The sequence below is a fragment of the Paenibacillus septentrionalis genome, assembly GCF_042659865.1.
In the GTDB taxonomy this organism is placed as follows: Bacteria; Bacillota; Bacilli; order Paenibacillales; family Paenibacillaceae; genus Pristimantibacillus; species Pristimantibacillus septentrionalis.
This window is the reverse complement of sequence record NZ_JBHSTE010000004.1, coordinates 262976-283500: the sequence shown is the minus strand read 5'-3', so window position 1 is coordinate 283500 and position 20525 is coordinate 262976. Positions and strand designations below refer to the sequence as shown.

23 protein-coding genes and 1 tRNA gene are annotated in these 20525 nt (G+C 44.5%); 4 read left to right on the top strand and 20 right to left on the bottom strand.

Annotated elements, in window-relative coordinates; translation table 11 throughout:
* Positions 1–3: 3 nt before the first annotated feature.
* The 5 genes from ACFP56_RS13080 to ACFP56_RS13060 form a co-directional block, all read right to left on the bottom strand.
* On the bottom strand, positions 4–468 hold the full coding sequence (locus ACFP56_RS13080; protein ID WP_379235149.1) for a small multi-drug export protein: 465 nt from the start codon (positions 466–468) through the stop codon (positions 4–6).
* 128 nt (positions 469–596) lie between these two features.
* Positions 597–1898 (bottom strand): sensor histidine kinase, encoded by a 1302-nt coding sequence (locus ACFP56_RS13075; RefSeq protein WP_379235147.1) that lies wholly within the window; start codon positions 1896–1898, stop codon positions 597–599.
* Positions 1891–2565 (bottom strand): response regulator transcription factor, encoded by a 675-nt coding sequence (locus ACFP56_RS13070; RefSeq protein WP_379235145.1) that lies wholly within the window; start codon positions 2563–2565, stop codon positions 1891–1893. Before ACFP56_RS13070 ends, ACFP56_RS13075 begins: the two co-directional genes overlap by 8 nt.
* A gap of 145 nt (positions 2566–2710) precedes the next feature.
* Positions 2711–4108 (bottom strand): alpha/beta hydrolase family protein, encoded by a 1398-nt coding sequence (locus ACFP56_RS13065; RefSeq protein WP_379235143.1) that lies wholly within the window; start codon positions 4106–4108, stop codon positions 2711–2713.
* A 121-nt stretch (positions 4109–4229) separates the two neighbouring features.
* Positions 4230–5012, bottom strand: a complete 783-nt coding sequence (locus ACFP56_RS13060) for a helix-turn-helix transcriptional regulator (protein ID WP_379235141.1) — start codon at positions 5010–5012, stop codon at positions 4230–4232.
* Positions 5013–5123: 111 nt separating this feature from the next.
* Here ACFP56_RS13060 and ACFP56_RS13055 point away from each other — a divergent pair, with 111 nt between their 5' ends.
* Positions 5124–5597: an SRPBCC domain-containing protein gene (locus ACFP56_RS13055; RefSeq protein ID WP_379235139.1), complete on the top strand. Its 474-nt coding sequence runs from the start codon at positions 5124–5126 to the stop codon at positions 5595–5597.
* 13 nt (positions 5598–5610) lie between these two features.
* A complete protein-coding gene (locus tag ACFP56_RS13050; protein WP_379235137.1) occupies positions 5611–6039 on the top strand; it encodes an SRPBCC family protein in 429 nt (142 codons plus the stop codon).
* A gap of 93 nt (positions 6040–6132) precedes the next feature.
* Here the strand turns inward: ACFP56_RS13050 and ACFP56_RS13045 are convergent, their stop codons facing one another.
* From ACFP56_RS13045 to ACFP56_RS12985, 13 genes are all read right to left on the bottom strand, one after another.
* Positions 6133–6330: a hypothetical protein gene (locus ACFP56_RS13045; protein ID WP_379235135.1), complete on the bottom strand. Its 198-nt coding sequence runs from the start codon at positions 6328–6330 to the stop codon at positions 6133–6135.
* A gap of 180 nt (positions 6331–6510) precedes the next feature.
* Positions 6511–6858, bottom strand: coding sequence for a DUF1048 domain-containing protein (locus tag ACFP56_RS13040; protein WP_379235133.1), 348 nt, complete (start codon positions 6856–6858; stop codon positions 6511–6513).
* A gap of 11 nt (positions 6859–6869) precedes the next feature.
* Positions 6870–7217, bottom strand: a complete 348-nt coding sequence (locus ACFP56_RS13035) for a DUF1048 domain-containing protein (RefSeq protein WP_379235131.1) — start codon at positions 7215–7217, stop codon at positions 6870–6872.
* 1 nt (position 7218) lies between these two features.
* Positions 7219–7542 carry a PadR family transcriptional regulator gene (locus ACFP56_RS13030; RefSeq protein WP_379235129.1) on the bottom strand — a complete coding sequence of 108 codons (324 nt, stop codon included), beginning with the start codon at positions 7540–7542 and terminating at the stop codon, positions 7219–7221.
* Positions 7543–7798: 256 nt separating this feature from the next.
* Complete coding sequence (locus ACFP56_RS13025; RefSeq protein ID WP_379235126.1) at positions 7799–8335, bottom strand: GyrI-like domain-containing protein; 537 nt, start codon at positions 8333–8335, stop codon at positions 7799–7801.
* A 65-nt stretch (positions 8336–8400) separates the two neighbouring features.
* Positions 8401–9348: a helix-turn-helix transcriptional regulator gene (locus ACFP56_RS13020; RefSeq protein WP_379235124.1), complete on the bottom strand. Its 948-nt coding sequence runs from the start codon at positions 9346–9348 to the stop codon at positions 8401–8403.
* Positions 9349–9538: 190 nt separating this feature from the next.
* Positions 9539–10276 carry a MerR family transcriptional regulator gene (locus ACFP56_RS13015; protein ID WP_379235122.1) on the bottom strand — a complete coding sequence of 246 codons (738 nt, stop codon included), beginning with the start codon at positions 10274–10276 and terminating at the stop codon, positions 9539–9541.
* Between the two features lie 14 nt (positions 10277–10290).
* A complete protein-coding gene (locus tag ACFP56_RS13010; protein WP_379235120.1) occupies positions 10291–11274 on the bottom strand; it encodes an alpha/beta fold hydrolase in 984 nt (327 codons plus the stop codon).
* 458 nt (positions 11275–11732) lie between these two features.
* The gene (locus ACFP56_RS13005; protein ID WP_379235118.1) at positions 11733–12164 is read right to left on the bottom strand and encodes a hypothetical protein; all 432 of its coding nucleotides are present in this window, start codon (positions 12162–12164) and stop codon (positions 11733–11735) included.
* A gap of 5 nt (positions 12165–12169) precedes the next feature.
* Positions 12170–13621: an MDR family MFS transporter gene (locus tag ACFP56_RS13000; RefSeq protein WP_379235115.1), complete on the bottom strand. Its 1452-nt coding sequence runs from the start codon at positions 13619–13621 to the stop codon at positions 12170–12172.
* A 112-nt stretch (positions 13622–13733) separates the two neighbouring features.
* Entirely contained in the window at positions 13734–14177 is a 444-nt protein-coding gene (locus tag ACFP56_RS12995) for an RrF2 family transcriptional regulator (RefSeq protein WP_379235113.1), read from the bottom strand.
* A gap of 103 nt (positions 14178–14280) precedes the next feature.
* Positions 14281–14356: transfer RNA gene (locus ACFP56_RS12990), tRNA-Ala, on the bottom strand.
* 149 nt (positions 14357–14505) lie between these two features.
* Complete coding sequence (locus ACFP56_RS12985) at positions 14506–16575, bottom strand: LuxR C-terminal-related transcriptional regulator (protein ID WP_379235111.1); 2070 nt, start codon at positions 16573–16575, stop codon at positions 14506–14508.
* Between the two features lie 199 nt (positions 16576–16774).
* Between ACFP56_RS12985 and ACFP56_RS12980 the strand changes: the two genes are divergently transcribed.
* Together ACFP56_RS12980 and ACFP56_RS12975 are read left to right on the top strand one after the other, a co-directional pair.
* Positions 16775–17707 (top strand): HD-GYP domain-containing protein, encoded by a 933-nt coding sequence (locus ACFP56_RS12980; RefSeq protein ID WP_379235109.1) that lies wholly within the window; start codon positions 16775–16777, stop codon positions 17705–17707.
* A gap of 87 nt (positions 17708–17794) precedes the next feature.
* Positions 17795–18382 (top strand): HD-GYP domain-containing protein, encoded by a 588-nt coding sequence (locus ACFP56_RS12975; RefSeq protein WP_379235107.1) that lies wholly within the window; start codon positions 17795–17797, stop codon positions 18380–18382.
* A 66-nt stretch (positions 18383–18448) separates the two neighbouring features.
* Here ACFP56_RS12975 and ACFP56_RS12970 read toward each other — a convergent pair whose 3' ends face one another.
* Complete coding sequence (locus tag ACFP56_RS12970) at positions 18449–19558, bottom strand: nitric oxide synthase oxygenase (RefSeq protein WP_379235105.1); 1110 nt, start codon at positions 19556–19558, stop codon at positions 18449–18451.
* Between the two features lie 205 nt (positions 19559–19763).
* Complete coding sequence (locus ACFP56_RS12965) at positions 19764–20522, bottom strand: ABC transporter ATP-binding protein (protein WP_379235103.1); 759 nt, start codon at positions 20520–20522, stop codon at positions 19764–19766.
* Positions 20523–20525: the final 3 nt, after the last annotated feature.

Sequence of the window (20525 nt, the reverse complement as noted above, 5' to 3'; positions counted from 1 at the left end):
CTACTAACCTCTAAGCTGAACAAGAAAATCAATACCGTAGTACGACAGAATTGTAATAACCAACGTCCATAAGACTAGGCTGATTGTCATCCAAAAAAGTGTCGTTTGTTTTTTTGCTCCAAATAGCAGTCCGATGAATACCGCGACATGCGAGCCAATTAACAGCGGACCTAGCAGAGACAGGCCTGGCAAGCCGTATTTGTTCCAAATCCCTACCGCTCTAGCTTGTCGCTTGGACTTGGGCTGATCTTCACCCTTTTTACGCTTGCGCCATTCTCTAAATTTTTCAAAAAAGATTATAAGCAAATAAACTGTAGATAAATTCCCGAGAAAAGCGATTAGACCTACCAATATAGGATTCAACCCTGCGATAATGCTTAAAGGAATAACGGCAGCAATTTCCACCCACGGTGTCGCACCTAATAGAAATACTAATATATACTCCCATATTTCCAATAGAATGTTCATGATGATTCCTCCTCTATGTCAGCTTTTTGACTTCCATTGATTGTATAATTAAGGCAAGAGGATGTAAAGGCTAGAAAAAAAGAGTGTCCTTGTCACTACCCTATGACCGGTTGCGCCCTAATACTTAATTATCCGATGCTTTGCCGGGATTGCGGCAGCGAAACGATAAACGCCTTGCCATCCTTCTTCTCCTCAATATCAATCGTTCCTTTGTGGATCGCAACTATTTTTTGCACAATAAATAATCCCAAGCCATTCCCGTCTATGCTGCGATCTCTAGCGCGGTCTACTTTAAAGAAGCGTTCAAATATTTTTTCTCGGTCCTCCGTAGAGATCGATGTGCCATTATCAAAAAACTGCACGTTAATCCTGCCTGCTTCTATCAGCACATCAATGATGATCCTTCCACCATTCGGAGTAAACTTGATCGCATTAGACATAAGATTGTACCAGACCTGATTCAGCAGCTCTCGATCTGCGCATATCGTAATCGGCTTTGCATTCATCTCCACGTCCAGCTGCTTACCTGACCACAGCGGCTCAAAAGAAAGGACGGTGCGCCTAATTTGTTCTGATAGATCGTAGCTGCTTGGTGATAAGACTACGCTATCTGATTCAAGCGATGCAAGACGCAGCAGATTATCGCTTAGCTTAGATAAGCGTTCGCTTTCTTTCATAATAATCTGTGCAGAGCGCTTCCGCTGTGATTCATCAAGCTCCCCTTCAAGCAATACAGCGGAAAAGCCTTTTATGACGGTTAGCGGCGACTGAAACTCATGTGACACATTCGCAACAAATTCCTGTCTCTCACGCTCCAGCTTAGCTAAATCATCAGCCATTTCATTCAAGGTTTTGGATAATACACCGATCTCGTCCGGCCCATTTTCCGGTATCTTTACGTTAAAATCTCCACCAGCCCACTGTTTCGCTGCACTAGTCACCTGATGAATCGGCTTAACCAGCAATCTTGCAAAAAGCAGTACAATAAGACTGCCAATAGCTAGAACGATTAGCAGTACCAGCGCAATTTCATATCGTCCACTGGACGCATCTGTCCTCGATTCTATTAATTCAATGGTGTACGTCTCTCCGTTGAATTCCCATTGCTGCTGGATCGTTATATCGCAGTTACATCTTTCTTCATCATCAGGCCAATTCATGTACAGCGTTTCCTGTGAGCTCTCTTTTTTCAATTGGATTCCGACAGAAGCCAGCCGCGCTGCATGCTCTAAGAGCATATTCGCATTCTCCGGATTCGCCTGCCGATATAGCTGGAGCATATGATCGGCTTTAGCGGTAAGCTCAGCGGACACTGCTTGTTCAGCAGATTCCTTGAAGATATAAAGGGCAGATAGCCAAGCAACGACGACACCGATCAGAACGGCAGCCATGTAATAAACGATAATTCGAATATAAAGAGTTTTAATCATGCTTAACCTGCAATCTGTAACCTAATCCTCTGACGGTTACAATTTCGATTTGGTCTGTCAAAACGGAGAAGCGCTCCCGCAGACGCTTCACATGAACATCTATCGTTCGTTCATCTCCCTCAAATTCGTCTCCCCATACATGTTCGATAATCTGGTCACGCGTATAGGTTCTGTTGGGCTGTGAGGCAAGCAGATACAGAAGCTCAAATTCCTTTGGCGGCAATGGGATGAGCTTCCCGCTAACATAAGCTTGTCGCTCGGCATTCATATATAGATCTCCCGCTTGTATAGCAAACCCAGCATCATAGCGATATCTGCGCAGCAGAGCCTTGACACGGTAGGTCAGTTCAGCTAGATCGAACGGCTTCACCAAATAATCGTCGGTTCCGGCTTGGAAGCCTGCAACTTTATCTACACTCGCTCCTTTGGCCGTCAGCAGCAGCACGGGGATGTCGTAGTATCGCTTGATTTCTCGGCACACTTCAAATCCGTCCTTACCCGGCATCATAATGTCCAGAATAGCCAGATCTATCCGCTCAGCATGAATCTGGGCTATCGCATCGCTTCCATTCTCTGCTTCTACCGTTGCATAATTATCCGTTCGCAATGCATGTCTGATAAGCTCACGAATATAAGGATCATCGTCAGCTATTAGTATTTTTATCAATCGAATTCACCTCTCCGACCCTATATGATCTCCTTCTATTGTAAGAGAAGTTTATTAGACGAATATGAACGTTAGATGAATAAAACGGAGTTGAGGCCGACATGTTTGGCATGCAGGCCTCAATCTCATTTAAATGTAAACGATATTACTTTCTTACGTGCTCATTAAAAAACGTAAGCAGCTTTTCTGTTATTTCTCTGTGCAGCTTGACATCGAAGCTGCCGAGCAGCGGAGAATACATCCCAACATCTGAAAAGCTCATATGATCAGTCCCTTGCACGACCCATTCAGAGCCGCCATTACGCAGCATCCCATGTTTTCGCAGCATAAATTCTCCAGCGAGCTGCTCGTAAGCTTCTCTAGAGTCAAGGTCATATTCCCTCCACTCCTTTTCCTCGAGCTCTGAGCGAGCAAATTTGTCTGTGTCGGGGGAGAGTATGAACAAGAAAGGATTAATGAGCCCTTGATCAAGCTTTTCTCCATAAGGAAATCCATCCATATTGATTCCTGCCAGCACACGCGGGTCGTAATGCATGACCTGTGCAGCAGTGGCCCCGCCAAAGGAGTGACCAAGCATCCCGATCTGATTTGTATCCAGTTTGCCCGTCAATATGTGGTGAGGATCGTCCTGATTGATATGCTCTAAACGATCCAGCACAAATCGTACATCATCCTTCCATAGCTGTGTATGCTCATTCATTGACTCCCAATCGTTTGCTTCTGCGTGAAATTCTACTTTCCCTTCTGTTATCCGTCCATCTGGAAATAATGTTGGAATTTCTGTGTAGTACGAATGCTCAATTACTGCAACGACATAGCCATGGCTAGCCAATTGCTCTGTGAAGCTCGTATACATGAAGTTACTCGCACCTAATCCCGGAGAAAGGACAAGAACAGGGTATTCGTCTTGAGCCTGTGATATTGGCAGCAATGAATAGGAATGGGTTTCTACTCGTTTGATAGCAGCCAAGATCGCTTTAATATAAAGTGGCTGCCCTTTAATCAATGTATGGATATGCTCCGCATCATACGCATAAGAAGCAGGCGTCATCTTAGAGCTCAGTTCCCCTGGATACCATACACGCACGATAACCTCTCTATGATCATCTGTTTCCAAAGTAAAAGGCTCCATTCTCGTTTCGTCCACCCAGTGGTACATCGTAGTACCAATAGCATAAGGACCAGTAGGAGATGGAAGTACGACCTTCGGCAAAACATAAGCTGGAACCGCCAACGCGATCAGAAGCAATAAGCCCCATATCGTGCCAATCACCAATCGTTTTTGAATAGAAGCTTTCGTTGTCTGGTGTAGTTTTTTTCTTCGATATGCTGTTAAAATTGTACCGAATGTACTGATGATTAACATGAAATAGAGCAATAGCATCGGCATCCGATAGCCTTCGAAAACAAGATGCAAGCCTAGCAATATCAAGCCCGCACAATGCCATAATACCCTTCGTTTACCAATCATGTTTGCTCCGACAATATATCCAACTAACGTTATAAGTAAATATAAAGCCAGACCTATCTCTAACCAACTCACTTCATCCACTCCTTTCAGATGTAAGAAGCGTAACAAACTATTATGAACATGAAATGAATGAGCTGGCAATTGTTTTGAGATTGGTGCATCGAAGCATCGCAACGACATACGACCTTGCTCATCACTGCTGCATGCGAGATAAGAACTGCTTCATCAGTATTTGCAGCGATATAAGGATTGGAGGATCATCTATACGAGGTGGATAAAGATGCACCTGCTCTGTTATGACACTGCCTGCTTCGACCTTGATCGGTTTCCTAGAACGCGTACGCAAAGTCTGAGCCGGTAGTAAGAGATCGGTAGCTTGCATTCCCCAAGTTACCGTTGTCGCCATTAGGTAATAAATTCCAGGTTTAACGTTAGGTAAACAGTAATATGCTTGTCCTGTAAGTAATGTACCGTATAGAGGAATCCCTTCGGGGATCGGCTTAGGGAAAAGCCCAATAAAGACCACTCCTTCAAAAGGAATTACCGAGTTAACTCTTCCTTTAACTCTTGCTTGATTTCTATGTAGGAATGAGGGGTTAGAGTTCCTTTCATTTGCATTTCTTAAAGCTTCTAGGTGACTATATGCTTGTGGAGTAGAATGTCTAAAGGCAGAAGGGGCTATTCCTACTTTTTCGCTGAAACGTGTTGTAAAAGTTCCAAGACTTTGCTGTCCAATCTCCTCACAAATATCTCGCACGCTTAAATTCGTATGCAACAGTAAATGCTTGGCCTTTTGGAGTTTAACTGAGGAGACATAATACAACGGCGAAATCCCCATTCTCTCTTTAAATATTCTCGAAAAATGATACGGACTATAAGAAACATGCTTGGCTAATGCCTCGAGAGATAACGGGTCATAGATATGGTTATGAATATATGTAATTGCTTTGTCAATTTCAGGATAATGAACGTTCAACGTATAGCCTCCTTGTGATCACTTATCAAAAAGGTTAGCAATCTATAAGAAATATCACGATGAAAACATGCTATGATAAAATTATCCAATTGCATACGAGGAGGATATGAAATGAACAGCAAAAGGATAGATTCTGCTTCAAGAGTTATTGAGGCGCCACCCACAAACATTTATCATGCTTTTATAGACCCAAAGGCATTTGTTTCGTGGCTCCCCCCTCAAGGGATGGTAGGCGAGCTAGAACAATTTCAACCTTTCGAGGGTGGCCAATATCGGATGACGCTATACTACGTCGATACTGATAACTCCTCTGGAAAAACAACTCAAAACTCAGACGTGGTTCAAGCAACATTTTTGGAATTAATCAAGGACGAAAAAATCGTCCATCAGATTGAATTTGAATCCGATGACCCTGCATACGCTGGCAAGATGAACATGAGTTGGTCGTTTCACATTGTCCCGGAAGGTACCAAGGTTACCATTATATGTGAAGATGTGCCTCAAGGAATTTCGCAGAAGGATCATGAAGAAGGACTAAATTCCACCTTAGCCAATTTAGCTAATTATCTCAAAAAACTGTCCTAATAAGGAGAATATTATGGCGAATATCGAGCAGCTGCAAACAGTCCGTGCGCCTACGGCACAGGTGTACAAAGCCCTAACGACAGCAGAAGGTCTCTCCGAGGTCTGGACTCGTGAACTAACGGTATATAATCAAGTTGGAGAAACAAATGAATTTAACTTTGGTGAAAATGATTTGACCAAGATGAAAATTATTGATCTAAGCTCTCCTAGTAAAATTGAATGGTTATGTACCGAATCTGATCCCGAATGGGTAGGCACCACAATCTCCTTCGAATTGAGCGAGAAAAATGGCAAAACGGATATTATCCTCAAACATATGAACTGGAAGGAAGTAACGAACTTTTATCGTTTCTGCAACTATAACTGGGCTATGTTCTTATACAGTCTAAAAAGTTATTGCGAGGATGACACTGGACACCCTTACCAAGACCGAACGTTCTAACTTGCGCACTTCGCATGCAATCATGAAACGAAAAACTCGCTTTCACTTATGTGTCAGGTGAGTTTTTCGTTAAGAAGTTTATATCAAGGACATTTAAATCGTTGACTTTACAAAGTCAACGGTCATCTCAGCCATCCGCTTATTTCCTGCCTCTGAATATCCACGTCCTTCTCCTGGAAACACTTCAAAGGTTGCGTTTAAATATAGCTCTGAAGCCTTCTTCGCATAATGAATGGACACGATATCATCTTGATCCCCGTGAAAGATAAACTTGTTTATCGAATTTTCCAATATGACCAAACACTTCATACCCATGAATGCTCTCGAAAAACGTTTTTCCTAAGGTCATCCCCCACAGCTCGTGCGTATCTGGAATACTCTCTAATGTAGGATATCGTGTAGTCCAATTTTCTGGAATGCCTAATGCTGGCAAGACTTGAATGGATGCTTCCCTCCCGATCCCTCCTTTCCTTATTTGTCGTCCGTAACTTTTTTCATTACCTTGTGCATTGCTTGTTGGGTAGATTCCTGATAGAGATCAGCGTACGTATTGGAATCCTTAATTAGATCTTCGCAGAAAGCAGCTACGTCACTACCTGTCACTTCAAGCACGCCTTTCCCCATCGCTGCACCCTCTTCAAAAAGATCGACGATCCCCGAGAACAACCCAGTCCCTTCGCTTAGTTCAACAGGCCCGACCTTAAAGAGATATTTTTGAAGCTCTTTGTACACAATCTGATAATCCTTTGGAAGCGCTTTGACACGTGAAACGTGTGCGCGCCACTCTTTTTTGCCATTAATAATATCTTGTAAGCTCATTGGTTCCCCTCCTATTTATCAAGTTTTTTTGCAATCGTATGGTTAAGCTGCTTTCGCCACTTATCGCGATAATTCTTCGCGCCTTCTTCGCCAGCCAGGGCTGAGCAGAAGGCTTTAATATCATCACCTAAAGCTTCTTGGACACTTAATCCATCCGCTGCCGTTTCTTCAAGCAAGCCAAGCACACCATCAAGTATTGGCATGAGGTCGCGGCCGGTAAAATCAGAGTGCGGCCAAAGATAGCCCTTAATTGTTTCCCATGCCGCCTGATAATCAGACGGCAGCTCTTTGGCTCGCGCTTCGAATTTCTTCATTTCCTTCGTCATATCACTGCCGGTGATCTTTTCCCAAAAATTCATCTTAATTCTCCTTTAACTCGTTTATTTTTGATGATACGAATTGCCATTTCTCCCAGAACCTCTGCAGCTCCTCACGGCCTGCCTCATTAAGCTCGAAAAATTTTCGAGGAGGCCCCATATCGGAAGGTTTTTTGGTGACATTGACCAGCTTGTTTTTTTCAATACGGATCAGAATCGTGTAGACCGTTCCCTCCACTACATCTGTAAAACCAAGGGCGTTCAGTTCCCTTGTAATTTCGTAACCATAGGTTTCTTTTCGACTTATAATTTCAAGTACACAGCCTTCGAGCACGCCTTTGAGCATTTCTGTTAGGTTCTCCAGCATAATCACCTCTTAATATTTTGCTTCGACCAGTAGTTAGTATGACTTACTACCGCTACATAGTAATACAAAGTAGCGAGAGTGTCAATAGCGATTGCATGAATTAGGTTCTGAGAATTTGCAACAAGCAGATTAAGATGTCTTTTCACAGGTTTGTCCTTATTGGGCCTACCTTCGCAAACAAAAACGCAGCCGAATCGGCTGCGTTTTTGTTTGCGAAGGCGGTAATCTACCAAAATAATTTCATAAAGAGTCTCAACTAGCGTATCGCAATATATATGATGGCTTGACCATTATTCGGGTCGATATTCGGAGCATAATATTCAAAATCACCCGTATACGCCCGTTCAACCCCCGATTGCTTCGACCATGCCCATATTCGTGTCCATGCTTGCTGGACTACTTCTATTATCGGTCCGCTTTCTGTTACAAAAACCGCATATTGGGCAGCAGGAACGATAAACATATTTATTTCTTCTGGGAGCTTATGTTGCGAGGTTGTTTCCTTAACCTTTATCCCAACCATTATCTCATACTGTCCAGCATCGTTACTTTCATAGTTATAGTAACAGCTATAAAGGCCAGATTGTTGTTCATATTCTTTCAGTTGATCCCCAACTCTATGTGAGTAAAACTGTTCATATAGTGCTCCAATTTTCCCATTACCGCTTAACTCAGCAGCATTTGTCGTGACGGTGCTAACGCCAGCTAACAAGAAAGCGGGAAGTTCTTCGATACGCGTGGGCTCGATGCGTGTACTCTCTTCATTGGCAGTGGTTTCGTTTTGTTTCATCATAAATCACTCTCCTCGTTTGAATGAATTCAGTATAAAACAAATAACCTGACAGCTATCTGTCAGGTTCAACGATTATTTCTATATAATTTCATAACTTGCTCAGCCCTAGCCGCGAGGATTTCCCGCAAATGAGGAGGCTCAAGCACCTCTACATGGTGACCTAAACCAAGAAGAAAACGATACAACCACTCATCTTCCGGATAAGCCTTCTTCACTAACCAGCTGCCGTCACCCATTGGCCAAAGCGCCTCAATGCCAAACCAATCCTCTGCCAAATGACGTGTATGATCCTGAAAGCGCAGGACAATCTCTGTTACTTGAGACATTTCCGATAGATTCCGCTCTGAGCTTTGCGCTTGTGTCGGAATGTCACGTCGAATAAACGTCTTCCCAGATACAGCTTCCAATTCCTTCATTCGCGTTAGCTTGAATAAACGGAATTGTTCTTTATTCAAGCAGTAAGCTTGAAGGTACCATTGCCTACCTTTCAAAATAAGCCTATGCGGTTCGACGATGCGATGTGACATATCTCCCTCAGCGTTAGAATAGTCGAATTCCATACATAGGCAGTCATCAACCGCTTTCTCCAGCAGTTGCACCTTAGAGCGAAGCTGCTCATGGCCATCCCAAGGTGAGTAGTCGATCAATACTTGACTAGACTTGTGCTGGAACACTTCGATTTCTGCTGGCGAAACAACGCTATGAAGTTTCTCCATAAGCTCCTGATGCTTCTTATTTTCGTATGAGGTAGAAATACTACGAAGTGCAGTGACGATTGATGCAAGCTCATCACTTGTCAGCACATTGCGATCCAAGCGGTAACCTTCCACCAGTCCAATTCCGCCATTGGTACCCTGATAGGTGATGATTGGAATTCCTGCCGCATTAATCGTTTCAATATCTCGATAAATTGTTCGTACGGAAACCTCAAACCGCTCCGCAAGTTCCTTGGCCTGTACCATTCGCCTATTCAGTAGCACGATAATGATGGACAAAAGCCTTTCTAACTTCATCGTCTCTCCTCCAGCGTGAATCAAATCATAATTCTTCCAAAATAGTAGAGGAGTATTGACCTATTTGTCAATTTGATACGAAATACTTTTAATCCAGCTATTCGAGTACCTTAGCGGAGTTGTACCCCTGACCTCTACAGACTAAGCGCTCCGCAATCATGCATCAAAGAAGAGGCATTGAATGGAATATTCACGACAAGTACCTATCGACGATCTTGGCCAAATAAGGCTCTCCTTCGTCAATCAAGTTCCTCTCCCCTTCGCTCCATTTCTTGCGATTGTTGTCTACCCTTAAGAAGGCGTCCATCACCCGAGGGTTCTTCGATGTTACACCGCTTACCATCGCATTCCACTCCTGACCAAGCTCTTTGGCCAACTCTGATTCCACGGGCACTTGTGCAGCATGATACGCCGCAGCGTACAACACCAGTCGTCTGAATTCGTTATAGAAATCGAGCAGCTCTTCTTTTGTTCTGAATACATCCTGGAATATACTTAAATCCTCTTGCGGGAAATCATAGTCGCTCCAGTGATCAATTTGAACCGTATCTAGTGCGTTCATTAAATAAGCCAGAAGTTCCCAAGGTATCTCAAAGCCCGCTGACTTCAGCTTATTGGACACCTCTATACCGTGTATTTTCGCTTTGATCCCTTCAAGCTGCCGGTGAAGATGAATGCTTTGTGCTTCCAGCAGCTCTCCGATATCGTCCGATGCTTGCTTCATCTTATGGCGAATTTGTTCTAAAGAGAACCCGACACTCTTGTAGAAGTTAATTTGCATGAGCTGTCTCAGATGGTGCTCATCATACATTCGATGTCCATTCGCATTTTTGTCAGCTATCAAAATTCCTTCATTATCATAATATTGAAGGGTTCTTCTAGAAACCCCGCTTAAGTTTGCGAGCTCTTTAACGGAATAAGTTTTCATGCATATGCTCCTAACTAGTCCATAGGCGTAATGAATTGTCGGATGGCGTCCGCGAGTTCCTCCGGGTATTCCCCATTAATCGCATGCGAGGCTTCTTCAAAAACAACTACTTTACTGTTTTCATGCGACAGCGATTCTTCTGCAACGGCAGTAGCCTTTTCAGGATGATGCATCGTCGATTTGCCTGCTATAATGGCAAGCACGGGAATATTGATTTCATCCAGCTGGCTCTCCTTGATTTGCTGCGGCATTGGAAGCTTGCTTTTAAACGACCTCATGCCTGTTTCAATCAATTTGGCTGTAGGCTCATTCTCGTCAATTTCTGCCTCACCCGAGATATAACTCAGCATTCGATCTCTTATGGATTTCGGAACGATCGGAACCGAAGCAGGAATGGAAAGCAAAACCATCTTTAACGGAATGGCGTCAAAAACATAAACCGGATCGACCAGTATGAGTGATGCAATCTGCGGCACTTCCTCATGAACTACCAGATTCACGGCACTCCATCCCCCAAAAGACAACCCTAACACATGAATTTGAGGCTCGTCCAATGCCACGATCAATTCCTTGAGCCAAACCGCCTGATCCTGCACATTTTCAATTCTTGCCGTCTCCACACTCATACCTGGTTCTCCAAGCAGATCAATGGTGTACACGGGACGGTCGTTAATCAGGCTATCCAGATTCGATTCCCACATTGGCGTGGAAGCTGATTTCCCTGGTAAAAGTAATAGAGGCGCACGCCCCGCCATCGATTCACCCTCAAATTTGTAAACCTTAACCTCACCGAATGTTGTGGAAATCTGTCTTTCTTCCGTAGGCTCAGGCAAGTGTGACATTGCTTCGTTATAAGCTTCGATAAATTCCGCCTTACTCTTCTGATTCACGAATGAAGAAACAGATCCGTCATCATAAAATAAAGCAAAGCCTGCCGCACCAACAAGTATGATAAATACGAACAGCCACCATCTTTTCTTTTTCAGCATCTTCTTCATCATATCGTCCTCCCCAGCTCAAAGTAAACTCAGTCTAATCTATTACGTAACGTAATACGCAAGGGGGATTGTTAGAGACAACAACAAAACGCCCTGACTCTCTACGCTGTGCTGGAGGCTCTCACTCACTGAAAACGACGAAAAGAGGAGCCAGTAAATACGGCCCCTACAAGATGATTGGCTTATGATTCCATGAAAATTGTTGTGGGTAAAATAAAAAAGGCATCTCTGCTGCTTTATCTTAGTGATGTTGTCAAAACGATTTCGGCAAGAAACCGCACGTTTCTCATCGGAACAGACAGGACACAAAAGACGCGCAACCTCTATGAGTTTGCGCGTCTTTAACCTTGTGAGGGAGTCAAAACTAACCCGCTCGTGCTGATCTTTACCGTCCAATGGACAAGTATCAAGAGTTGTTCTGAATGAGGTTTTTTTTCGGTCTTCGCACGGCCCGGCTGTTAACCTTTTTTCGACGCGGCCGCAGCAGCACGCTGCATGAATTTCGGGATTAACACTAACGATAATAACGCGACTGCAAAATGAAGTGGATTCGCCACAGCTCCAATATGAGGCTCCATCGGATTTGAGACCGTGTTGAAGGTCATCAATACAGCCATTACCAAACTCAAGATTGCATAGTATATCACTGCCCGGGACGATCTTTTTTGCAAAACACGATAAATGAATGCCCCTATTACATTAGCAAAAAATGCGGAAAGTGTAATCGAAAACCCGTTTAACATTTCGAATGCAAAGTCATTGGCCGCGATTATTCCCCAGGCCAGCAGATTAGATACAATAGCTGAAATAACGCCTGCCGCAGAACCCGCTATTAATGTTCTGCCTATCGTAACGGACCTGGCTATCTGTTGTTGTGTCATTGTTTGCATGACAATCAACTCCTCTCTTTTGTCCACTTATAGGTATCATCTACTTGCGTCGGAACTGCTGAATCAAGAAGCTGTGGCTTACGTAATGTAAGACTGAGAATGATACCTGCGGCTGCCAATATAGCAGTCAATAAAAACGTATCACTGTAAGCTGCGGCAATATTTTGCGACTCCACATTCATCGTCGTCTCATTCATTCGATAGGCAAGAAATCCCGTAAGAGCCGCTACAGCGAAAGATGTTACTACATGCTGCGCTGCGGTAGTGAGTGCAGTGACTCTTCCGACGAGAGAGCGTGGAGCGGAATTGAGAACGTGAGTATTTAGCGCCATCATAATAAGACCCATACCTGAGCCAATCATAAACAAGGGCAGCAAGAGCATCGACAGACCGGCCTCCGGTGAAACTTGCGATAGCCAAAAAAGCGCAGCCGATACGGCGGTTAAACCAATCAGCGCCAGCGGACGGGCACCCACCTTGTCAAACATACGTCCCCCAACAGGCGTGAAAAGGATCGAACCAACCGCTTGAGCGAGCATTATTAATCCCGTATCAAGCGACGAATAGCCCCGAACAGTCTGGAGATATACCGGAAACAAGACCATAACGCCAAACAATGCGATTTGTACAAGCCATAAAAGCAGAATACCACGTGTAAAATCAGAAGATTTGAACACACGCAATTCAAGCAAAGGCTGCCTGTGCCGCAGTTCTGTTACAATTAATCCGAACAATGCCGCCGCTCCGACAGTAAGAGCAATCATAGTACGGGCGGACGTCCAGTCTGTTGTCCCTTCAGCTACTCCAAAGGCTAGCATGGAGAAAGCAACAGGAGCCAGTATCATCCCAAGCGTATCCAGCTTTGGCACTTCAACCTGCGGAAAGACTGGCAAGTATTTCATCCCTACCGCAATGGCTATCATGCCAATCGGCAGATTAATGAGAAAGATCCATTGCCAAGATACATAATCTAGAAGCCAACCCGATAATACAGGACCGAACGCAGGAGCAATCAGGATAGGAATGCCTAGCACACCCATGACTGTCCCTATCTTATGAGACGGTGTCAACCGGTAAATCACTGCCATGCCAATCGGAGCTACCATGCCTCCGCCAAGTCCTTGCACAATTCGGAAAATAATCAATTGCTCAATGGTTTGTGCCATACCACATAGTACGGATCCCACGGTAAAGAGCGCAACGGTTGTCACAAAAATTCGCTTAGCTCCAAATTTGTCCGTCATCCAGCCTGCAAGGGGAATGACAGCAGACAATGCCAGGGTATAGCCGGTGAACGTCCACTGAACGACAGCCAACGTACTCCCAAACTCCTGTTGAAACTTAGGAAAAGCAACATTAACAATGGTGCTATCCAGTATGACCATCACCATGCCAACGACAACGGCAATTAATGGAGCGATGATCGTTCGTATGGAAAATGGTTGAATGTCGGTCAAACGAATCCTCCCTTCATTTACTGTGATTTTCAAAATCATAGTTAAAACCAAAAAAACATGAGATATCTCGAGCTAAATTATACTCTTGAACTATGATTTTGTCAATCACAGTTTATTCCTCATTGATTTTCTTGATCAAGTCCGCAATCGTATGTCGCTCTAAAACCTCAATTAACTGTTTTTCCGACTCATTAATCACGATAGTGAACATTTCCCGTGTTTCTTGGGCAAAAGGCCCGTTGGTGGTTGTATCAAGCAAACCCGCATAAAGCGGCTCGACCATCTGAATCGCCCGGTATACATCAGCAAAAGAGATATCCTCCGGTTTTCTGCGAAGGGCATATCCACCCTCTCGTCCTTCTCTTGCCTCAACGATTCCCGCCTTGACCAATCGGGATAGGACGCGGCGTGTTAACGTAGCTTCACTGCAAACATGTTCAGCAATTTCATTGCTGGCACAATGCGACTTTTGCTGGCCGGACATGAACACGAGTGACTGAAGGGCATAGCCCAACCATTTTGGCGTTGCTGTTGGTGTAAATTTTTCAGTTGGCATTATACGTCACCTCATTACATTCTATTGCTTGTCCATATGGTTAATTATATAATTCTGCTTGCTTTTATATAAAACGGCATCTCTTCCGTTTCGTGTTAGGTGTTGGTGGACCTTAGGGGGCTCGAACCCCTGACCTCTACACTGCCAGTGTAGCGCTCTCCCAGCTGAGCTAAAGGCCCTCGTTACATATACGATTACATAATACCATCTTCTGACGTAATATTGTTGGTTTTTTTGAATTTTATTTTGGCTGCCCGATTCAGCAAACTCGATGGTTCGAAATACGATTAGACCGAGAACGAACATACAATCTCGGTCTGTAGGCCCATTACTGTTTCATTAGCTTCTTCAGCAGCTGCGTACGATTGGCAGCACCCGTCTTTTGAAGCATCGACTTCATATGTTTTTTCACTGTTGCCTCACTTACAAAAAGCCTTGAAGCAATCTCAAGATTGGTAAGACCTTCTTCAAGCAGGCTGGCCACCTCTTTCTCTCGTGCGGTAAGGAGCGCATGCAGGCTCTCGCCTTGCATGGTCTGTTTTACCTCTTGAGCTAAGTGTGGAGGAGAAGAAGCTTGATATATCTCCGCATTTACTAGATCGGCCAGCTGCTGATTCGTCTGAAGCATCTTCTGGGCTTTACGCAGCAGCCTATTTTTATCCAAGCTTTGGACAAAGGTCGGCGTTGAAGTAACACCGTCGTAATTCGTATGCGTGCCATGAGGTACGATTTCAAACCCCAAACTAAGATGTGTATCGATATAATATTGCAAAGGCGCAGGGGATTCGACGACGAGTTCTCCTGACAACAATACCGAATAGAGCAGGTTACCGACAGCCGTTTGCTGCGACTTGTCCGTGTAATCCAATGTATCGATCGTCTCGATAAACCAGCCTGCTCGCTCATTTTCCGGAACCGCTAAGCGACATAATTGTTCTTCAGACAGCCCAGTGAAGTAGGCCTTCCCTCTTGGAGATTCGCTCAAGTACGGCAATGTTTTCCGGTTGATCGGAATAACTGTTGCAAGTCCGATGATACTGCCGTCCGAATCCCTCATCACACGGATGACATCATAGCCAAGCGCAAAAAGTGTACGGAAATCAAGCCACTTTAATGTATAGCACGCCTGTTCCTTCGTAATGCGATAGTGAAAAGACTGATTCGAGTTCAGATCGTAAAGCTCTATCTGTGAATCCTTCACCTCTCTGTAGCGACGCTGCACATAATGCTCGAGCTCTTCCAAACTATGCTCTCCAATAGGCTCGAATCGTCGTGGCTCCACCTCAAACCAGCTCAAAAAAGCTCTGATCAGCGCATCACCAATAAAGCTTTGCAGCTCATACATTTCCTTGGTATCATCTGAACCGAGTGAATGACTCTCTAGCAAACGCTGATATAAGTACCGCAGCGCATGGTTCCTAATTTGCTCATAATGCTTTGGTGCTCTAGCGCAAAGCTCCTTTTTGATGCTATCTCTCATCAGGGGATGAATGGTCCAGCCGCGATCCACTTTTTTCACAAATGAGAAGCGAATGAGACGATGAAAATCCTCGATCTTCATTTCTTCGTTCATCACGAAAGACAAGCTCTCCTGGTTGAAATAACTTAATACAGAAGCCGCTTCGATAATCGGCCTCATTTCTATCCCTGATACCTCTCGAAGCCATCGCTCGATAATGTAGTGCAATGGTTCGTGGTCACTGAATTTCATAACAGCTCCAGCCTTGCCGCTTTCCTGCAAAAAGAACGCATACAGCGACATCGTTAAAGGATGTCCCTGCGAATAACGCCACAACCTTCGAATGTCGTCTTTGTTGATTCCGTTACTGGCTGCATAGCGTTCTACTGCTTCGTATGACAGCTCGGATAGTTGTCTACGCAGAATAATCGGTCTCCATACAGGAGAAAAAAGCCATGGCTCCGATAACGGGCTTCTCCCTGCAATTACGATTAGAATGTTCGGGTGAATCTGCTTAAGAAAATAGTCTCGAAGCCAATGATCCACTCCCTCCATTCCCTCATAGGCATCCAAAAATAGTACAATACGCTGCTTCTCCGCTATTTTAGACAATTCCATCAGGCTTCTATCAAACCACGATATCGATTCATCCTCTTCAACAGCGATGTTGCCCATTTGTGTCCATAATTGCTGACAAAATGTTGTTGGACTTACCGCAAAGCTTTCACCTTGCAGCAATAAAACGAACGAGCCCCTAAAACGTGCTTGACGGATTAATTCTTCTACAAGAAAGCTTTTTCCAATCCCCGCTGTTCCATAAAAGTTGATTAATCTTTTACCGCTTGACTTCGTTAATTCGTTGACGAATTCCCTGACTTCATCCTCTCTCCCAAATAGTAAAGAATGATCGGCGTGACCTGTATCTATTTTTTCATCCATTTCGGATCACCTGCTTGCTATAAACTGGAAACATTCATATTTTACACCATCCTGATTAATTCGACAATTTCAAGAAGAGTATCCTTCTGGATACCTATTTGTATCCGATGTGAGAATATATAATCTACGCTCGCGATGATATTCTGTGAACAGTGAATCGTACGATGCATATGAGGCGCAGGAAAAGGGAGGATATCGAATGAACAAAGCTAGCGTTCATAGCCTAAAGGAAGGCGACAAGCTCGCTAAATCGGTTATCACACAAAATGGAACTGTCATACTGAGCAGCGGAACAGTACTGACAAAACACTATATAAAGCGTCTGATCGAACGGGGAATTGCCGATGTATATATCGATCGCGAGCCGGAAATTAAAGCAATCAAGAAGGAAACACCTGTAAAACCGTCACGCCATTCAAAAGAAAATATCACCAATATTTTGTTTCATAAGCTTGATCAACCATCGATTCCTATTTTCCAGTTTAACGCTCGAAAGGAATCCGCATTCAAACGTATGTACCGCAAAACTGTGCTAGATATTACACATGAACCAATGATTGTTGAATTGCTCAATCAACTGCACGAAAGCGAGCCGTCGCTGCTGGAGCATTGCGTAAATGTATCGATATTGTCCGGGATGATCGGGACAGAATACGGCTACGACAATGCTGGGATGCTGGAGCTGATCATCGGTTCACTGCTGTACGACATCGGCATGCTCAAGCTTCCCGCTTCTATCATGCGAAGCAACAGAAGTTTGACAGGCAAGCAGCGTGATCTGCTAAAGAATCACACAGTCGACGGTTACCAGCTGCTGCGGAGCATCAACGGCATGCCTGAACGTTCTGCATTATGCGCTCTGCTTCATCATGAAAAATTCGATGGCTCAGGGTATCCTTATCAGTTGACTGGTAAGGTCATCCCTAGTTACGCCCAGATTGTCGGCATGGCTGATTTATATGACGCACTTATTTCGCCTAAACCATATCGAAGTCCTTACAAAGCGGTCGATGCTATTGAGCTGTTTTATGCTGCAGGAAACCATTATTTTCGTGCCGATCTCGTCAATATTTTTCTTAAGCTGATCCATGTTAGTCCTATAACGAGCGAGCTTAGGCTAAGCAACGGGTAAATGAACTAAATTGCTGAAAGATGAGATTAGATGTGAATAGGAAGGAAACAAAACTGATTTGTAATGAACATTAGGAGATGATCGACCATGCTGACTGCAAAAGAAGAGAAGCATAAACAAAGCTCGGCAACCCAAGCCAGTGTATATATGGAGAAACTACAAAGAAAGAGCAGCTGCACGTTCAAGCACTGTACTCGATTGGCACAGCTCGCGGATACATTCGCAGCAGCATTAGGTTTAAGCGCCAAAGAACGTGACCAGCTGATCCAAGGATGCTACCTGCATGATATAGGCAAGCTGTCCACGCCAAGTTCAGTGCTGAATAAGGAACAAGCATTAAGCGATCAGGAATGGAACTCGATGAAGAAGCACCCTGTTCAAGGTGCTCGCCTCGCCATGTCCTTCTATGAAGAGATAGACAACCGTGTTCTTGAAACGATCTTATTCCATCATGAGCGCTGGGATGGGCAAGGATATCCTAATGGCTTATCCGGAGAAAACATCCCCTATTTTGCGAGAATATGTGCAGTGCTCGATGCGTACGACAGTATGGTCTCCGATCGATGCTACCGAAAGGGATTATCTAGTAGTCACGCTATTGATGAGCTTATGCGTAATAGCGGTACGCAATTCGATCCAATTCTCGTACGTTGCTTTATTAAATCCTGCATCTAGATATGGAGCAGTCTCTCCTGCTACTCTCTCCCTTCGAGGGGCGTGTGAATCCCAACGATTAGGGCATCACACTTCATATCGCCTTGGCTGAGCAAAAAAATTTGGCAGCAGCACTTGGTCCTCGTAGCTGCTGTGAAAAATATGAGTCGTTGCAGGCGACATCGGCGGTATAAGCCAAGACCAGCGTCCTGTCAGCTCGCGCCCTTCCTTATGCTCATTGCGTTGAAAGGCAGCAAATTGCTGTGCTGCGGTATGATGATCGACCATGCTTACCTTATGCTCGCGAAACGAATGCAGAACGGCAACGTTAAGCTCCACTAGCGCCCGATCCTTCCACAGCGAGGCTTGAGACGATGTATTCAGACCTAGACTCTCCGCTACAATAGGCAGCAAATTATATCGAAATGTATCCGCCAGATTACGCGCTCCGATCTCTGTACCCATATACCAGCCATTAAATGGAGCCGCAGAATACGTAATGCCGCCTATCTCCAGCTTCATATCTGAAATAATCGGGACAGCGTACCACTTCACATCCATTCCAGAAAACAGATCATACTCAGGATGTTGAATCGAAACCTCCAGCACAAGCTCTTTCGGCAGCTCGAACAGCTTCGGCTTATGATCTCCGCACTGAATAACAAGCGGCAACAGATCGAATGGCGTCCCTTCTCCCTTCCAGCCAAGTGCTTCACAAGCCTTCGTAAAGGTTACAGAAGCCGGATCACCGATCACTTCACCGTTCTCTTGCTCATATCCAGCATAACGAAGCAGCTGATGATTCCAAATGAGTACAGCGTTGCCCTGCTGCCGAGCCTGTTCAAACATCGTAATCGTTGGACGAATCTCCCCTTGATTGGTAGCGTATTGGATATGATGAAGCAGTGCTTCGAACACTTCTTCCTCCGTATGAAGCTGACGCGCATCTATAACATGCAGTCGATTCCAGAACAAACGCCCGATGCACCGATTGGAATTGCGCCAGGCCATTCGTGCGCCATGCTCCAGCTCTTCAAAGGTATGCGCGTAGCTTCCATGCTGCTCGATATCCAGTTGAATATCCTCTAGACGCTTTTCGATCTCATCGTTTGATTTTCCAAGCTCCGCATAGCATTGGCGGATAAACTGTGCTGCCTCCTGCATAAGATTTGCCTGCATGGCCCGATTACTGCTCATCGTGTTTGCCCCATTTCAAGTCGTGTTTTTATCAGCCTAACGAAACCTGATTCTAGCGTCAATGGTAGGCACAAAGCTGTAACATTTTAGCAGGAAGACCTCTCTTATTGTTTATTTTTTCACAATTGAGAAGCGAACTAGTTGATAGAATTGCTGATGACGATACACTCCTCCTTGCCGCAAGTATCACTTCTTTAAACAGTGTCTATATACCGCTCTCTCTCATTTTCATCGTTACCTTTTCAACTCTCTTCTCCATATCTGAATGGTCTTCGTTCGAAAGGTTTAACTCGCTTACGATCTTCCCGTCTCGCATAAACATAATGCGCTGTGATCGAGCAGCTACCTTCGCATCGTGGGTAACGAGCATAATTGAAGTTCCCGCTGCATGTATCTCAGCAAAAACCTCCAAAACCTCTTCCGCCGACTTAGAGTTTAGCGCCCCAGTAGGCTCATCACCGAATATGATTTTAGGGTTGTTCATTAACGCACGACAGATGCCTGCACGTTGGAGCTGTCCTCCCGACACCTGGGTGATCGATCGCTGCTCAAGCTCTGCTATACCCATTCTTTTCATCAGCGATCTAGCCTTCTCCGTAATGCGAGCGACATTTTTTCTGTTGTCACGCATAGACGGAAGTATAATATTGTCCAGTATATTCAAATGCTTCAACATAGTCGGCTGCTGAAAAACAAATCCCATTTTCGTTCTGCGAATATCTGAAAGCTCATTCTCCTTGATCAACGATAAGTCCTTTCCGTTAAAGTAGACCTTTCCAGCATCAACGGAATCCATTCCGCTCAATACATACATCAGCGTTGATTTTCCCGAGCCAGATGGGCCCATTACGGTAACGAATTCTCCTTCATCTACTTCGACAGAAACGGTATCTAGCACGTTGCGTTGTTCTTTTCCTTCATTAAAAGACTTGATCAACTGGTCCGCTTTCAATATTTTTGTCATGAG

Excerpts from the sequence above, each read along its gene's own strand:
- ACFP56_RS13040 (WP_379235133.1), bottom strand. The coding sequence starts at position 6,858 with ATGAGCTTACAAGATATTATTAATGGCAAAAAAGAGTGGCGCGCACAC.
- ACFP56_RS13015 (WP_379235122.1), bottom strand. The coding sequence starts at position 10,276 with ATGAAAACTTATTCCGTTAAAGAGCTCGCAAACTTAAGCGGGGTTTCT.
- ACFP56_RS12975 (WP_379235107.1), top strand. The coding sequence starts at position 17,795 with ATGCTGACTGCAAAAGAAGAGAAGCATAAACAAAGCTCGGCAACCCAA.
- ACFP56_RS12985 (WP_379235111.1), bottom strand. The coding sequence starts at position 16,575 with ATGGATGAAAAAATAGATACAGGTCACGCCGATCATTCTTTACTATTT.
- ACFP56_RS12995 (WP_379235113.1), bottom strand. The coding sequence starts at position 14,177 with ATGCCAACTGAAAAATTTACACCAACAGCAACGCCAAAATGGTTGGGC.
- ACFP56_RS13020 (WP_379235124.1), bottom strand. The coding sequence starts at position 9,348 with ATGAAGTTAGAAAGGCTTTTGTCCATCATTATCGTGCTACTGAATAGG.
- ACFP56_RS13055 (WP_379235139.1), top strand. The coding sequence starts at position 5,124 with ATGAACAGCAAAAGGATAGATTCTGCTTCAAGAGTTATTGAGGCGCCA.
- ACFP56_RS13050 (WP_379235137.1), top strand. The coding sequence starts at position 5,611 with ATGGCGAATATCGAGCAGCTGCAAACAGTCCGTGCGCCTACGGCACAG.
- ACFP56_RS13010 (WP_379235120.1), bottom strand. The coding sequence starts at position 11,274 with ATGAAGAAGATGCTGAAAAAGAAAAGATGGTGGCTGTTCGTATTTATC.
- ACFP56_RS13080 (WP_379235149.1), bottom strand. The coding sequence starts at position 468 with ATGAACATTCTATTGGAAATATGGGAGTATATATTAGTATTTCTATTA.
- ACFP56_RS13025 (WP_379235126.1), bottom strand. The coding sequence starts at position 8,335 with ATGATGAAACAAAACGAAACCACTGCCAATGAAGAGAGTACACGCATC.
- ACFP56_RS12970 (WP_379235105.1), bottom strand. The coding sequence starts at position 19,558 with ATGAGCAGTAATCGGGCCATGCAGGCAAATCTTATGCAGGAGGCAGCA.
- ACFP56_RS13005 (WP_379235118.1), bottom strand. The coding sequence starts at position 12,164 with ATGCAAACAATGACACAACAACAGATAGCCAGGTCCGTTACGATAGGC.
- ACFP56_RS13030 (WP_379235129.1), bottom strand. The coding sequence starts at position 7,542 with ATGCTGGAGAACCTAACAGAAATGCTCAAAGGCGTGCTCGAAGGCTGT.
- ACFP56_RS13035 (WP_379235131.1), bottom strand. The coding sequence starts at position 7,217 with ATGAATTTTTGGGAAAAGATCACCGGCAGTGATATGACGAAGGAAATG.
- ACFP56_RS12965 (WP_379235103.1), bottom strand. The coding sequence starts at position 20,522 with ATGACAAAAATATTGAAAGCGGACCAGTTGATCAAGTCTTTTAATGAA.
- ACFP56_RS12980 (WP_379235109.1), top strand. The coding sequence starts at position 16,775 with ATGAACAAAGCTAGCGTTCATAGCCTAAAGGAAGGCGACAAGCTCGCT.
- ACFP56_RS13075 (WP_379235147.1), bottom strand. The coding sequence starts at position 1,898 with ATGATTAAAACTCTTTATATTCGAATTATCGTTTATTACATGGCTGCC.